The sequence below is a fragment of the Paenibacillus solani genome, from assembly GCF_050475945.1.
Lineage (GTDB): Bacteria > Bacillota > Bacilli > Paenibacillales > Paenibacillaceae > Paenibacillus_AQ > Paenibacillus_AQ solani_A.
Genome location: NZ_JBCMXJ010000018.1, coordinates 12,870 through 28,156, shown reverse-complemented (window position 1 = coordinate 28,156; position 15,287 = coordinate 12,870). Strand labels below are relative to the sequence as shown.

15 protein-coding genes are annotated in these 15,287 nt (G+C 49.1%); 1 reads left to right on the top strand and 14 read right to left on the bottom strand.

Annotated features, from left to right (window positions below):
• Nucleotides 1-18: 18 nt before the first annotated feature.
• Complete coding sequence (locus tag ABEQ74_RS23675; protein WP_430124644.1) at nucleotides 19-408, bottom strand: GntR family transcriptional regulator; 390 nt, start codon at nucleotides 406-408, stop codon at nucleotides 19-21.
• 192 nt (nucleotides 409-600) lie between these two features.
• On the opposite strand from ABEQ74_RS23675, the gene ABEQ74_RS23670 reads away from it, so the two are divergent.
• The gene (locus ABEQ74_RS23670) at nucleotides 601-1,014 is read left to right on the top strand and encodes a DUF2500 domain-containing protein (RefSeq protein WP_430124643.1); all 414 of its coding nucleotides are present in this window, start codon (nucleotides 601-603) and stop codon (nucleotides 1,012-1,014) included.
• 162 nt (nucleotides 1,015-1,176) lie between these two features.
• On the opposite strand, the gene ABEQ74_RS23665 is transcribed toward ABEQ74_RS23670, so the two are convergent.
• The 13 genes from ABEQ74_RS23665 to ABEQ74_RS23605 all read right to left on the bottom strand — a co-directional run bounded on the left by ABEQ74_RS23665 (nucleotide 1,177) and on the right by ABEQ74_RS23605 (nucleotide 15,272).
• Nucleotides 1,177-1,596: an OsmC family protein gene (locus ABEQ74_RS23665; protein WP_430124642.1), complete on the bottom strand. Its 420-nt coding sequence runs from the start codon at nucleotides 1,594-1,596 to the stop codon at nucleotides 1,177-1,179.
• Between the two features lie 48 nt (nucleotides 1,597-1,644).
• Nucleotides 1,645-2,631 (bottom strand): ABC transporter ATP-binding protein, encoded by a 987-nt coding sequence (locus ABEQ74_RS23660; RefSeq protein WP_430124641.1) that lies wholly within the window; start codon nucleotides 2,629-2,631, stop codon nucleotides 1,645-1,647.
• Nucleotides 2,615-3,637, bottom strand: a complete 1,023-nt coding sequence (locus ABEQ74_RS23655; protein ID WP_430124640.1) for an ABC transporter ATP-binding protein — start codon at nucleotides 3,635-3,637, stop codon at nucleotides 2,615-2,617. Before ABEQ74_RS23655 ends, ABEQ74_RS23660 begins: the two co-directional genes overlap by 17 nt.
• A gap of 20 nt (nucleotides 3,638-3,657) precedes the next feature.
• Nucleotides 3,658-4,563 carry an ABC transporter permease gene (locus ABEQ74_RS23650; RefSeq protein ID WP_430124639.1) on the bottom strand — a complete coding sequence of 302 codons (906 nt, stop codon included), beginning with the start codon at nucleotides 4,561-4,563 and terminating at the stop codon, nucleotides 3,658-3,660.
• Between the two features lie 16 nt (nucleotides 4,564-4,579).
• On the bottom strand, nucleotides 4,580-5,530 hold the full coding sequence (locus ABEQ74_RS23645; RefSeq protein ID WP_430124638.1) for an ABC transporter permease: 951 nt from the start codon (nucleotides 5,528-5,530) through the stop codon (nucleotides 4,580-4,582).
• A 101-nt stretch (nucleotides 5,531-5,631) separates the two neighbouring features.
• Nucleotides 5,632-7,230 (bottom strand): ABC transporter substrate-binding protein, encoded by a 1,599-nt coding sequence (locus tag ABEQ74_RS23640; RefSeq protein ID WP_430124637.1) that lies wholly within the window; start codon nucleotides 7,228-7,230, stop codon nucleotides 5,632-5,634.
• A 307-nt stretch (nucleotides 7,231-7,537) separates the two neighbouring features.
• Nucleotides 7,538-8,677 carry a toxic anion resistance protein gene (locus ABEQ74_RS23635; protein WP_430124636.1) on the bottom strand — a complete coding sequence of 380 codons (1,140 nt, stop codon included), beginning with the start codon at nucleotides 8,675-8,677 and terminating at the stop codon, nucleotides 7,538-7,540.
• A 63-nt stretch (nucleotides 8,678-8,740) separates the two neighbouring features.
• Nucleotides 8,741-10,429 (bottom strand): VWA domain-containing protein, encoded by a 1,689-nt coding sequence (locus tag ABEQ74_RS23630; RefSeq protein WP_430124634.1) that lies wholly within the window; start codon nucleotides 10,427-10,429, stop codon nucleotides 8,741-8,743.
• Between the two features lie 15 nt (nucleotides 10,430-10,444).
• On the bottom strand, nucleotides 10,445-11,191 hold the full coding sequence (locus ABEQ74_RS23625; RefSeq protein WP_430124633.1) for a hypothetical protein: 747 nt from the start codon (nucleotides 11,189-11,191) through the stop codon (nucleotides 10,445-10,447).
• A 419-nt stretch (nucleotides 11,192-11,610) separates the two neighbouring features.
• Entirely contained in the window at nucleotides 11,611-12,366 is a 756-nt protein-coding gene (gene pstB, locus ABEQ74_RS23620) for a phosphate ABC transporter ATP-binding protein PstB (protein ID WP_430124632.1), read from the bottom strand.
• 69 nt (nucleotides 12,367-12,435) lie between these two features.
• On the bottom strand, nucleotides 12,436-13,344 hold the full coding sequence (gene pstA / locus ABEQ74_RS23615) for a phosphate ABC transporter permease PstA (protein WP_430124918.1): 909 nt from the start codon (nucleotides 13,342-13,344) through the stop codon (nucleotides 12,436-12,438).
• A 2-nt stretch (nucleotides 13,345-13,346) separates the two neighbouring features.
• Nucleotides 13,347-14,309, bottom strand: coding sequence for a phosphate ABC transporter permease subunit PstC (gene pstC / locus ABEQ74_RS23610; protein WP_430124631.1), 963 nt, complete (start codon nucleotides 14,307-14,309; stop codon nucleotides 13,347-13,349).
• 108 nt (nucleotides 14,310-14,417) lie between these two features.
• The gene (locus tag ABEQ74_RS23605) at nucleotides 14,418-15,272 is read right to left on the bottom strand and encodes a phosphate ABC transporter substrate-binding protein (protein WP_430124630.1); all 855 of its coding nucleotides are present in this window, start codon (nucleotides 15,270-15,272) and stop codon (nucleotides 14,418-14,420) included.
• Nucleotides 15,273-15,287: the final 15 nt, after the last annotated feature.

Sequence of the window (15,287 nt, the reverse complement as noted above, 5' to 3'; positions counted from 1 at the left end):
GTCAATCACCTCTCTTTCTCATGATTCAGACTGCGGATAAGCCATAGAGGAGAAAATGCTGGAGCACAGCTCCTGGAAACGGGCAAGACCAATTCCTTGAATCGACGCCTGGGCAATGATCAATTGAAGCTCTTCGATCATTTCCGGTGAAGGTTCGGAGCGATGCTGTGGAAGCGGGCTCACCTTAGCACCGTGACGGCGATCAATCACAATATAGCCCTCCTGTTTAAGCAGGGAGTACGCTTTGTTTACCGTCATCGTATTGATTCCCAGATCATCTGCCAGCTGGCGAACCGTGGGCAGCCTCTCCTCCGGTTCAAGTTCACCTGTAGCAATGCCGATAACAATCTGATTGCGAAGCTGCTCATACAGAGGGACATCATTATCCAGTTGCAATGAAATAATCATCGTAAGATCCGCTCCTCTACCCATATGTTTATGTAATACGTATACTTCTCTTTATGTTCATACATTAAGTATTATTCATTGTAATACAAATAATACTTAAATCATAGAGATATTCCAAAAATTGAAACATTTTGTTGATCTTTGCCGTACATATAAGCAATAAAAGAATAACGGACAGGAGGAGTTCCTTCTATGATGCCCCAGGGGCCGTCTTTTGGCGGAGGTTTTGATTTTATGTTCACGCTAGTCCCCATTATAATTGGAATCGGATTCGTGGTTGTGATTGGAGGTCTGATCTTCAATGGCGCCCGCTATGTTAAAAATGCCAAATCACCGCGCACGTCCGAGTATGCCCGGGTTGTCTCCAAACGTATGGACGTCCGGCACCATACCAATCATCAGAACGATAACAATGGTATGATGCATTCCAGCAATTCATCCCGCACGTACTACTACATTACACTTGAATTTGATAATGGAGAGCGCAGAGAGTTCCTTGATGTCAAGAATCTGTACGGTCTGGTGGTAGAGGGAGACACCGGCTATGCCGCCATTCAAGGGGATTGGATCGTCGCCTTTGAGCGGGAAATGCAGCAGCCATTGTAACATCCTTTTATCAAATGAATCCATGTAGATGCAGTACGTACTCCGCATACACAACATGATCTCTTGAGAACAACAGCCTTAGCTCCGCGGGACCAAGCGGGACTAAGGCTGTTGTTCATTTATTGACTACGGAATTCATCATACGCCAAGCAAGCTTTGCTATTACGATTGATTATTCGTTTCAATGGGCTCATTCGCTTCTGTCAGTTCAACGACAGCCCCGTTTTTCAGCGTATTGCCGATGGTGCATGCACGCTCAACGACCGATTTCAGCTTCTCCTTGTAGGCGGGCTCCAGCGATGACGGCAGTGTAACAAGCACGTTAAAATGCGAGAATTTATTCGTTTTATCCTCTGCCTTTACCGATGAAACTTCAATATGTATGGAAGACTTATCATAATCCACGCCGTCGTAGGCCATTATTTTTTGAAGTGAGATGGACACGCATAGCGCCAAAGACGCTTCCAGCAGCTCTTTAGGAGACAGGCCGCCTTCCAGATTCGGGCCGTGATTTCCAGCAATCTGAAATCCTGCCTCATTGAATATTTGATCCTGACCCTCTACGATTTTTAACGTTGTCATGGTCATGCTCTCCTTTTTGATTAAGATTGTATATCATGCTTATGCGCTCTACTCAACAAGATGGCAGGCTACTTTGTGACCCGGCCTCACTTCCCTCACAGCCGGTATGTCTGTCTTGCAGACATCCGTTGCATATGGGCAGCGCGTATGGAACACGCAGCCGTTGGGCGGCGATATCGGGGACGGGATTTCTCCTTGCAGCATAATCCGTTCCCTTAATCGGCTGCGGTTGAAATCGGGTACGGCCGAGAACAATGCTTTCGTATAAGGATGCAAGGGCTCAAGGAAAAGATCATCCGTCAATGCTTCCTCCATGATTCTTCCGAGATACATAATGCCGATTCGATCCGATATATACCGGACCACGCTGATATCATGCGTAATGAACAGCAGCGTTAACTTCAGTTCCTGCTGCAGCCGCTTGAGCATGTTCAGAATTTGCGACTGGATGGATACGTCCAGGGCGGAGACCGGCTCGTCGCACACGATAATCTTCGGGTTCATGATCAGTGCTCGCGCCAATCCCAGCCGCTGGCGCTGACCGCCAGAGAATTCATGGGGAAACCGAAAGGCATGCTCCGGCTGTAAACCTACCGTCTTCAGGATACGAAATACTTGTTCCTGACGCTCCGCCTTGTCCCCCATCTTATGAATGATTAGAGGCTCTTCCAGCATCCGGCCGATCCTTTTTCTTGGATTGAGGGAAGAGAATGGATCTTGGAAAACAAGCTGAACATCCTTGCGAAACTTTCGCATTTCCTCCTTCGACATGGCCGCCACATCGCGATTCCCATATAAGACGTTCCCTTGGCTTGCCTGGGTTAAACCCAGGATCGCGCGTCCTGTCGTGCTTTTGCCAGAGCCTGATTCGCCAACCAGACCGTAGGTTTCTCCTTCGTACAACTGGATCGAAACATCCGTTACGGCGTTCACGTACGCCTTGGCACCCCATAGCTTGCCGAATGATCCATACACCGGAAACTGCTTGTGAAGGGAGCTTACTGTTAAAATGGATTGCTCATTTGCTTGTTCCAACGGTTGTCTCCCTCCCTTCCAGCTTGTTTATGGCTTCGTAATGCCAGCACTTCACGCGATGCTCTGTATCAGCTGTTCGCATGGGCGGCTCGGAGGTACGGCACAGCTCATCGGCATAAGGGCATCGTGTAGAGAACCCGCAGCCCTGCGGAATGTCCGTCAGGGACGGCACCGTTCCCTCAATGACATGAAGCGGCTCATTCCTGTCCCCTTCCAGCTGGGGGATGGATTGGATCAATCCTTGCGTGTAAGGATGCAGCGGTGTTTGAAACAGCTGTTCTGTAGGAGCCTCTTCAACGATCTGTCCCAAATACATCACCTTCACGCCTGTACAGATTTCCGATACAACGCCCAGGTCATGCGTTATAAACAGCACGCCCATACCCATCTTGCGGTTCAGGTCAGCAATCAATTCTAAAATCTGCGCTTGAATCGTAACATCTAGCGCAGTTGTCGGCTCATCCGCAATCAACAGACGCGGTTCACAGGAAAGCGCCATGGCAATCATCGCCCGCTGCTGCATTCCTCCGGACAGCTGATGAGGATATTCGTTCACCCTCACCTCCGGAGAGGGGATGCCTGTCATCCGCAGAATCTCGACAGCTTGCTGATGGGCTTCTTTCTTGGACTTCTTCTGATGGAGCCGTATGGCTTCGCCGATTTGGTTTCCAATCGTATATACAGGACTCAGGGAGGTAAGCGGATCCTGAAATATCATGGAGATTTGGTCTCCCCGAATCGATCGTAATTGAGACTGTGAGAGGGAGAGCAGATTCTCATTCTCAAAAATAACCTCGCCCTCGTACTCGACCGCATCCGTATGATCCAGCAATCGCATGATGGATTGAGACATTACGCTCTTGCCGCTGCCCGATTCCCCGACAATACCGATAATCTCGCCGCTGTTCATGGAGAAGCTGACGCCGTTCACGGCCGTTACTTTTCCGCGCTCGGTATGAAAATGTGTTTTTAAATTATTCACTTCCAGTAGAGGCTCTTTACTCATGGAACACCCTCCAGCCTTTCTTAAGACTTTCTCGACTTCTGCTTCACACGGGGATCCAGCAAGTCCCGCAGCCCGTCCCCCATCAGATTTAAGCTGAGGACAGACAGAACGAGCGCAGTGCCGGGGAATACAACTATCCACCATGCTTTGTAAATCACAAGTTTACTGGCTTGCAAAATATTCCCCCAGCTGGCTTCCGGCGCAGGAATCCCTGCTCCCAAGAAGCTAAGGGCAGCCTCCGAGATGATCGCTTCTGCAAATACGAATGTCGCCTGAACCAAGAGAGGAGACAGCGTATTGGGCACGATGTGCTGCCATATAATGCGCGTTGCGCTTGCTCCCTGCACATGCATCGCCTCAATATAGGTCTGCTCACGCACCACCAGCGCCGCGGAGCGGACAACCCGGGCAATATTCGGCGTGAATACAATCGTCAGCGCCATGATGACATTTATAGCCGATGCGCCGAGTGCAGCCATTAAGGCGATGGCGAGCAAGATGCCCGGAATCGCAATCAATCCGTCGCAAATACGCATGAGAATATGATCCAATGTTTTGAAGTATGTGGCATAGACGCCAATAATAAGTCCAAGTGCTGAAGACAGCAGGGCAACGGCAAGTCCGACGCTGATCGACACTCTGGCGCCATACAGAAGCCTGGTTAACAAATCCCGGCCAAATTCGTCGGTTCCCAGCCAGTGCTGAGCTCCTGGCGCAGTTAAACGCTCCACCACCTTCATGTCATATGGACCATAGCTTGTGAAAAGCGGTCCGATTAGCGCCAGCAATACTAAGATTGCAAAGATGGTCGCTCCGATCAGCAGCCCATAGTTAGATTTCAGACGGCGGTATCCTAACGCACGCTGTTCCTTTTTCAGCTTCTTGCTGATTTGTGCAACATATTCTTTTTCCTGAACAGTAGCCATCCTGTTACACCTCTTCTTATTTGCGTTCCAAACGAACACGCGGATCAACCACGCCATATAGCAAGTCGATGACCAGATTGATGGTAACGTACATGAGCGTGACGACAAGCACTACTCCCTGGATGACCGCGAAATCTCTTCTGGCGATGGAATTCAATATCAATTGACCGAGTCCGGGAATATTGAAAATCGCCTCTACGACCACGGCCCCCGTCACCAAGGTGCCGAACGTTTGGCCGATGACGGTCAGAATGGGCAAAAATGCGCTGCGAAAAGCATGCTTGAACAGCACTTTCATCTCGTGCAAGCCTTTGGATCTGGCTGTTTTGATAAAATTCAAATTCAGCACTTCGAGCATCGACGAACGAGTCATCCTCGTGATAAGCGCCGCTTGGATCGTTCCAAGCGATATGCCCGGAAGGATAAGATACTTCATATGTTCCCAGAGTCCGCTGCTTAGCGGCTCATATCCCGCCACAGGCAGCCACTGCAGCTTAACGCCAACAAATAGCATCAGGAATAACCCCAGCAGAAAGCTTGGCACTGCCATGCCCAGCAAGGATAGCCCCATTAACGAATAATCCGCCGCCGACCCTCTCTTATAGGCTGCAATCATCCCAAAGGGAATCGCCAATATAATTGCGATCACCTGCGCTAGAATAGCTAGCGAAAGCGTGGGGCTGATATGCTCTGCGATGGCTTCGCTAACCGGCTGATTCATGAAGATTGAATCTCCCAGATCCCCCTTGAATACATGGGCTACCCAGCTCGTATATTGTTCGAGTAACGGGCGATCCAAGCCAAGGTCTCGATTCAGCTGCTCTATTTCCTCCTGCGATGCTTCGATACCGAGTATCGCGGCCGCCGGATTCCCTGGCGTTATGTGGATGATGAGAAAAATAGCGATCGTAACAACGGCCAATACGGGAATCAGCGACAATAATCTTTTGATAATATAAGCCAGCACGACAAACCCCTCATTTTTGTACATGGTCTATGAATCGAATTTCAAGAAAGGAGGGTGTTATCGAAGTTACACCGGTAACTTGCAACACCCTCCACATAGGCTTACTTCGCTACTTTTGCATTCCACACAACCGGTGCTTCGAACAGCTCAAAGCCTTCGAGCTTCTTCGTTGTAGCAACAACGCCATTGTAATGGCCGATTACCGTGGAGGAAGCATATTCATACAGGAAGCCCTGCAGCTTCTCCCATTCCTGCTTGGCGGCTTCCGGCGTAGATGCGCCGCGAATATCGATCAGCGCTTGCTTGACCGTTTCATTATCGAGTCCAGCCCAATCAGGATTTACCGCGAGCAGCTGTGGCGGTGTAAGCTGGTACCCTGTGCTGGCTACAAAGATATCCCACTTGGAGCGGTCGTTCTTCGTTTCCAGGAATGTTGGGAAATCGAAGTTTTCCACTTTTACATTCATGCCGATCTGACGAAGCTGCTCCTGAATGACCAATGTCGCGGTGTACATCTCGTTGTAATCCTTGGTTGTCAGCAGCGTAATTTCTTCGCCGTTATAACCAGCTTCATGCAGCAGCTGCTTGGCCTTCTCGGGATTCGACTGGTTGTAATACTCCGCTCCCGCGTCGGTTGACCATTGCACTTGGTTTGTATTCAGGTAACCTGGCGCCAAAGAATATAACTCCGGTTTAGCAAAGCTGGCCAACATAATCTCCTCATTATTGAACGCAGCAAGAATGGCTTGGCGAATCTTCACGTCCTTCAGCAAGCCCTCGCTGGTATTAAAGAAAGCTGTCAGCGCGCCCCCAGGGAATGACAACAGATTAATATTCTTGTCCGCTGCCAGCTCATCATAACTCTCGATCGGAATGCTGTCCGCCACATCATACTGTCCGGTCTTAACACCGGCAATTCGCGTGGAATGGTCCGTGACAAAATGGAAATACAGATCCTTGGCAGGAGCTTCTTTACGTCCGTCAAATCCGCTAGGCTCCGTATCTATTAATTGATGATAGTCGTCGTTTCGCACCAAATGTATGTATTGGTCCTGCTTCCATTCCTGGAATTTGTAAGGCCCTGTGCCGATGTACTCCTTGACTCCGTCAGCCGGTGCGGATTCTACAATCTCTTTCGGCATGATCGAACCGAACTGCGCTTGCGATGCAATAAGAATCAACACATCCGATGTTGGCGTCTCGGTGGTCAGCTTCACGGTATATGGATCCACGACTTCGAATTTGGCATTCGTCAGCAGCACCTTCGCACGGGACGAAGTTACCAGCCAGCGGTTCATCGAGGCTACAACATCCTCGGATGTCATCTCTTTCCCGTTATGGAACTTCACGCCTTGGCGAAGGCTGAATGTATACGTTAAACCATCCTCGCTTATTTCTACAGATTCTGCGAGTGCCGGTACAGGCTCATAGTTTGCATTCAGTGTATATAACTGCTCAAATATATTTCCTGCCGTATCCAGCGCAACGGCCGATACCGTCAAAGCGGTATCCAATGTAGGCGGCTGGGCCGTAAGCGCAATGTTCAGCTCGTCTTTATACTCTTTTTGTTCGGCCTGCTTCTCACTTCCTGTGTCTTCAGCTGCACCTTCTTCCGCCTTGCCGGCGTCATTGCCGCATGCCACAATCAACATCATTAGCACAATCGATGATAAGAACAAACCTAGCTTTCTAGCATTCATTGGTATCCCCCCATGTAGTAGACAAATGCAGATGGAATTTCATACATTATGTCCTGTCCCAAACTTGTGAAACGACCACTCTCTTTAATCTAAGTTATCTGGTAGGTTTAATAAGTTATGAACATACTAATGGATTCGTTTTGGACTGTCAATGCAATATTTGATCGGGATAGCATTAATTTCCTGTTTGGGAAAATGATTTTTTTCGACATATTCCTACACTGCTTATTACAAAAGAAGCTTTCGTTCCTGAACTAAATAAAAAAGAGTGTGCGGTATGATAACCGCACACTCTTATTATTCTCTCCTACAATCCCAGCTTCTGCCCGCGCTCCAGGCGCTGAATCTGCTCCTCACCCGTTACCGCCAGCTCACTGAACTGATTAATCGTCTCACGCATCCGCGGGAGAGCCTCCTGCTTGTAGGTGCTGATGGAATCCAGAGCGGACAACACATCCGTGAACGCCTGCTTCATCGTGTCGACAGAAATGCTCGTTTCCAGCGCCTGCTTGTGAATAGCTGCTCCTTGATCCTTCAACATTTTGGAGGTAGCACTGATCAGGTTGTTCGTGGTTTCGTTCAACAGCTCAATTTTCTTCAGGACAATCTTCTGGTTGTACAGGGCACTGGCCACCGTAACCGAGATTTTCAGCGCTGTGACCGTTACGTTTCTCGCCCGGTCCACGCCGCGAATGAGCTCCTTGTTGTTCCGGATGACCACTTCAATCGCCATGATTCCCTGCTGGTTCACGACCAGCATCTGCTGCAAATCCATCACCCGCTGACGCAGCGGAAACAGCACCTCTTCAGTAATAAACCGGACTTTGTCCTCTGACTCCTGACGGATTTTGGCGGCTTCGACCTGGGACTCGATTTCTGTGTCCATCAGCATGCCCAGCTGTATTTCTTTTTGCAGCTTTTTGGTGAGCTCGCGCAGGGCTTGCTGTTCAATCTCCAGCGTCGTGTTGTCATTTCTTAATACGGTTTTCCCCTTATCCAAGGAAACGATAATATCCGAAATGACGGCATCCGCCTTCTGAAACTTGGCAAAGTATCGGCGCAGTGGGTTAAACACCATGCCCAGCAGTCCGCTTTTCGCAAAATCCATAACGCTTGGGTCCAGATCCTTCAGCTGCAGCTGCAGCTCTGTTAACCCTTTGGCGACTTGACCGCCTTCATCTCCGGTTTTTGATAACCTTCCCACCTGTACCTGCAGGAGCGCATTCTTCTCCGAGGAGGATCTCATGGTGTTGATGCCAAAATTGTCAATGGATTGGAGCACCTGTCTTCGCTTCTCAAGCGATTCGATATCCAGCTCCATAATGGCCTGCACATTGTTTGCCGCCAGCTCCTTCAGCTGTGTGACTTCCTCCGGCTCCGGCTTCACCTGCTCTTCAATCGCAGTCTTAATCTCTTCAGGACTAATAACTTCCATCGTAAATGACAATATAACCCCTCCCAGATTCTATTGAAATTAACCCTATCTATATAGAAAAATCTCTAGATGATGCTACATCTGCACATTCAGCAGCTGGCCGATTTTGTAGACAACATCATCGGTATCCGCATTGATGCTGGCTGCTTCATTGATGCTGGAAATGCTCTGAAGCGCCTGAATATCGGCATTATAGCCAATGGTGTATACCGGAATCTTATAGGCTTCAATTAATCCCCGGACCTCATCAAGGGAATGTCCCACGTTCGTCTCACCGTCACTCAGCACGAATATGAGCGGCTTCACATCCGGATTAACGTCCATCTCATCCTGAAGCATCTTCATGGCCACCACGATGCCGTCAAAGGTTGCGGTATGCCCGCTGGCGTTAAGGCTGTTGATCGCTCCGACAAACATCGACTGCTGGTTCAAATCGTACTTCCCGATAGGAAGTTGAATGGTTACATCTGTTGAATAGGATACAAAACCGATGCTGTTCTCTCGGCCTAAATATTTCTGTCCCGTCAGCAGCGATTCTTTAAGGCGGCTTAACGGCTCGCCGTCCATGCTTCCTGACACGTCGGCTACAAAAACAGCCGTGACCGGCTTATTGCCGTCCTTCTTCTCTTTCCACAGCTTCTGTGCGGACGGCAGCAGGCTGCTGTCCACCATGCTAACTTCGGACTGATAATCATTGAGGCCGTTGAACCCTTTTTTCTCAGCTAACTTCTGATATTTGTCCTGCTCTACAAAAGCTGCGAATTGTTTGATAATGTCCAGCTTCTCCTGCGGCAATTTACCCAGCGCGTAAAGCGGGCTGTCATGTCTTACGCCAAACGGCGTAAAGACGTAGCCACTCTTCATATCTGCTGCATTGACGTAAGTCTGGTATTCCAGTACGAAAGCGTCCAGCATGCCTGACTTGGCCGCATCGCGCATCTGTATCGTAGTGGAAGCCGTGAAGGGAACATTGACCTGGAATTTCTCAAAGCCCTGGACCGCTTTTTCACTAAGCAGATCCTGGCTGTCAAATGTTTCGAGGGCTGTAATCAGGAAGTTCAAACCCGTCGAACTTGCAAAAGGATCTGTGTAACCCATCGCCAACTCATTATTCGATATAGCATCCGTCAACGTCTTGACATTCAATGAGCCATATTTCTGCACCAGCTCGTCATATTTTGCTTTTTTCGTTACGACACCTGTTACGTTACCGGTCAGGCGCTTGGATACAAGCTCGGCTTTAACACCGTGTACCTTGACCATCTCTCCCCACAGCTCGTTGGAAGGCGTAAAGGCATCCGGCACGTATTTTCCAGAGGTTATGTAATCGGTTGCGGTTCCCGAAGCAATATTACGGATTTTCACGGATACCGGTTTACCGTTCACCTGCGGATTCGATTTATTAAACTCGGTTGCTACCTCATTCAGCCAACCGTCAATGCCTGTACCTGCTTTCTCGGGTGAGGAGAAGATTTCAACATATAAGTCCGTTGTATTCTCAACCGAGATTGGGAACTTCGATATATCCGGCAGCGAATCTGCAACCGCAACCGGGTCCAGATCGACTTGACCTTTGATAGGGTCCGCCGTCGTAACCGTTATATCTTTATAAATTTTGTTTAACTTCTTTGCTGCATCTTCCGTGTTAATCTCGGTTTTGCTCTTGCCCAGATTGGAGGTTAAGGTAATCCCCGCATAGACAAGAACAAACACAACCACTGCAATCGCCACTAATACAACAAAGGCGCTACCTTTGCTTCGCATACTCATCTCCCTCTCTTATTGCTTGTATAATTTAGTTTGCTTGATTAAACTATCAATTTCCTTCATGCAGGGCATCTCCTCAACTTCCCGGTAGTCGGTACTATCGAGTAACGAGATTTCCAGCAGCAGCTGATCGAGCTTGAGCATAATCTCCTCATTGGCCTCCAGATAACCCCGCACATAGCTCAGATACTCTTGATATAAAGCTGCCTTTTTCTGTGCGACTTTACTTAAGGATGAAGGAGAATCCTTGGGCTGATCGGCAATACGGGCAAAATCGGATGCGGCGAAGACGCCAAGCTTGTTCAGAATCCCTCTAATATTCAGATAGAACAGCTTCTCAACCTCATCGATGACCGCTATGAATTTCTTGTAACTGAGCTCGGTTTGTTCGAAGCGTTGGGCCAGAACATTCAGCAGCGCGTCCCTCTTGATCTCAATTCGCTCCAATTGATCTAGTCCCAGAGCAATATCCTTCTTCAGCACCTTCACATTGCGGTAATGATGAAGCGCTTCTATATAATCGTCCCGCGTCTGAATCGTTTGGATCGATCTCACAGCCGGAGACTTGAATAACAATATATAGCTGCCATAAAAGAGGGCTAGAATGCTGATTACCCATAACGTGATGACCGACGCGGTCTGAAAAGCGTTGTCTCCGCCGATCTGAAATCCGAGCAGTCCTGGCGAGAGCAGCACGATATTCATAATCACGATAACCACCATGAGCAGAAGTAATTTCACGGATTTCGAGCCATTCAAGAATTAACACCTCCCCTGCTCCCAAAGAGCGAAAACGGATTCGTCCTAGACAATTGGTAGAGCAATCATCCATAAATATCAGAAAAAAACGAAGGACATAACACATACTACGTTTCATCTCGAAGTTAGATGCATTTTCCTCTTGTTAAGCTTGCCGATTCAACATTTTAATCTTCTGTTTTGAGTCATCACCTGGCTAATATGAGGCGCGCATGATCATTTCTTGTTTCCAAAAAACCATGGCGGGATGCAGAGAATCGTTGTAATAGCAGAGGAGTCGAGCCGAGGCAAGCAAGATATAGAGGTAGGGTAACTATATCAAAATTACATAAATAATCCAATGGTTATGCGACAAAAGGCACAAAAAAAGTCTTTCAGATCACGCCTGAAAGACTTCTATTATATTGATAGGGACTCTATCATCCAAACCGGCCACTGATATAATCCTGCGTACGCGAATCGGCTGGATTGGCGAACAGCCGCTGGGTAGGTGCATATTCAACAACCTCACCGTTCAGAAAAAACACCGTCTGCTGCGACACGCGTGCCGCTTGCTGCATGTTATGTGTGACCATGACGATGGTGTATCGGTTCTTAAGCTCATGGGTCAGTTCCTCAATCTTGAAGGTAGAGATCGGGTCCAGCGCCGAGGTTGCCTCATCCATGAGCAGGATGTCCGGCTCAACTGCCAGCGCGCGGGCGATGCAAAGGCGCTGCTGTTGTCCTCCGGACAAACTGAGAGCTGGCCGCTTCAAATCGTCCTTCACTTCATCCCACAGTACAGCGGAGCGAAGGCTCTGCTCAACAATTTCATCCAGTTTCTTTTTGCTGCGAACACCGTGCTGTTTTGGACCAAAGGCCACATTATCATAGATGGATTTCGGAAAGGGATTTGGCTGCTGAAATACCATTCCGATTTTCTGGCGGAGGGATTCGACGTGAACTTCATCATGGTATATATCCGTTCCGCCGATGGCCACTTTACCTTCGATCCGCGTTCCGGGTATCCGGTCATTCATCCGGTTGAGGGTCCGCAGCAGCGTCGATTTACCACACCCGGACGGGCCGATAAAAGCAGTGATCGCACGCTCCGGGATCTCGATCGATACGTCTTTCAGCGCATGGTATTCGCCGTAATACAAATTCAGTTTGTTGATGTCAACGAATGGCTGCATGAGTGTGTCCCTCCCGGCGTTTTTGTAAATGGTGTCCGTTTGCATAAGCATCTGCTGGATTTATTACTGTCATGCTTGGTTTTTCCTTGAATTCAGCCACAGTGGTACACGGAATACGATATTAATGAGCAGAGCAACGAAGATCAGAACAGCGGTTGTCTTCTGCGCGATTTCCTGGGCATCAGGTACGATGGCTTCGGATTGAACGTACCACAAATGCACGGCAAGCGTTCCCCCCGGGGAGAACAGATTGAAATCCCACATTTCCCCGGAAGTGGATACCCCGGCTGTCAGAATAATCACGGCACTCTCCCCGAATGCGCGGCCAGCTGTCAGGCAGATGCCCGTCATGATCCCGTTCATGGCTACCGGCAGCAGTACACGGCGAATTGTCTGCAGATGGGTTGAGCCGAGTGCAAATGAAGCATTTCGGAGTTCAACCGGAACCGCCCGGATCGATTCTTCCGTTACCCTTGTCAGCACGGGCAGATTCAGGAAGGCAAGACTAACGGCCGCCCCCAGAATGGTAAGACCAATCTCAAAAAATTCCACGAACAGCGCAATGCCAAACAAACCAAAAATGATGGATGGAACAGAGGACAGCCCTTCCACACAAATACGTACGATCTCAATCAGCTTGTTGTTTGGAGCAAATTCCGCCAAATAGATCCCCGCCGCCAGTCCGATCGGAATGGAGATCAAGAGGGAAATGAAGAGCACATAGAACGAGTTAAACAGCGCCGGACCGATCCCGCCCCCCTCTTCAATCTCGCTTGGAAGCCCAATGAGGAAATCCCAGCTAAGCTGGGGCAGACCCTTTTCCAGAAGCAGAAACAGAAGTCCGACAATAAATAAAATGACGACAATCCCTACACCCCATACCAGCCCAGTAAACAGCCGATCCATAAGGACGGAGGTCCCTCTGCGTTTGCCAAATGTATATGAGGGAATGGGGTTCGCCTGCTTTTTCGTGCCCAAACTCATGAATAGCGTCCCCCTTTTTTCTGAAGCATTCTTACCGCTACAATCATCAATAAGGAGATGGCAAGCAGGATAAAGCCCATCATGTACAAGCCGTAATTCCAAGTGGAATCAAATTCAACGCTCGAAATTTGCATAACGATGTTACTGGTCAGCACCGCTGTTGGCGTAAACAAACTGTTCGGAAGCTGGGCCGTATTGCCAATGACCATAACCACGGCCATGGTCTCGCCAATCGCTCGTGCCATGCCCAGGATCACGGCATACATGATGCCGTTTCTCGCCGCTGGCAGCACGACCCGGATGACGGTTTGAAAACGATTCGCACCGAGCGCATAGGCTGCATTGCGGTACTTATTCGGTACAGCTGAGATTGCATCATCGCTGATTCGGCTGATTGTCGGAAGCACCATGATCGTCAGAACGATGGATGCCGCGAGCAGGCCGTCAGCCAGATCATGCCCGCTAATTGTCCGAAGCCAGGGGATCAGCAAGGTTAATCCTAAAAAGCCGTATACTACCGAAGGAATCCCTACCAGCAGATCCAGCACGGGACGCAACAGATTTCGCAGCCATGGCGGGGTCATTTCCGCCAGGAATACGGCCACCACGACCGAGATCGGGATCGAGATCAGCATCGTGAGGCTAGTCAGCGCCAGCGTGCCGAGAATAAAGGTCAGCGCTCCATAATGCTCGTTCTCCGGGTCCCAATTGGTAGAGAAGAAGAATTCCGCCAGCGATACGTTGGAAAAGGTCAGAATGCCGGTCCGAAGCATAAGGACCAATATGCATAACAAGACCAGACAAACAAAAAGCGCACTGCCAATGCAGACTATACGAAACAGCTTATTGGACCAGCGGAGGCGCATTTTTCGATCAAACTTGGCACCGGATACCTTGGCAAAGCTTTGCCCTAATTCTGAAGGAGCCTTGCTGCTTGAAGGTGGGTTCATATCGATCATTAAGGGTTCTTCCTTTCACATAGAGAAGCCAGCTTGGCGTCCTTGCGCTGAAGCTGGCTAACCCTTTCCTATGAATTGCGGTATATATGGATTCGATAGAAAATTCGTTTATTTAACAGCGGAAAGCGGAATGAATTTCAGCTTTTTCAGGGAACCGTTCTGGAATTTACTGCTTTGGATATACTCGATGAATGCTTTGGTTGCGCCGGTCGGCTGGCCCTTGGTCATGTAATACCCGATGCCCCATACCTTGTAGCTTCCGTTCAACACGTTTTTCTCGGTTGGTGCCACATCATTAATGGACAGTGCCTTCATCTTGCTGGTTACGTAAGGAAGGTCAATATATCCGATTGCATTTGGCGTCGTTTCGATTGTCGTTTTCATATCGCCGCTGGAGCCAACTTCCTTGTAGTTGTCGCCTTTGTTCATAAACTCCTTGCCACCAAGCGCCTTCTGTTGGAAGTTAACACGCGTGCCGGAACCGAACTTACGGTTAACAACAACGATTTTGGCATCCGAGCCGCCAACCTGTTTCCAGTTCGTCACTTTGCCGGAGAAGATATCCTGCAGCTGCTCCGTCGTCAAGCTGTTCACACCCACGTTCGGATTGGCTACGGCAGCAAATACCGTTACCGCTACCGGATGAGCTACCAGACCGTCGAATTTGTTAAATCCCGGCACGTCCTTGGATGCATCCCAATCCACGGCACCGATATCAGCAATGCCTTTTCGTACCGACTGAGGACCTGTAATGGAGCCAGCCGCGGAGGCTGAAATTTTGACCTTCGGGTTCTCCTTCTTGAATTCACTGGCAGCTTGCAGCGTAAGCGGCAGCAGTGCAGATGAACCGTTAATGACAATATTTCCTTTCAAATTGCTCTTCGCTGCCGCAGCTGACGAAGCGCCGCCTACCAGGGATACGGCCACCATAATTGCCGTCAAGGATTTCATCCATTTTTTCATCGTATATAAACCCCT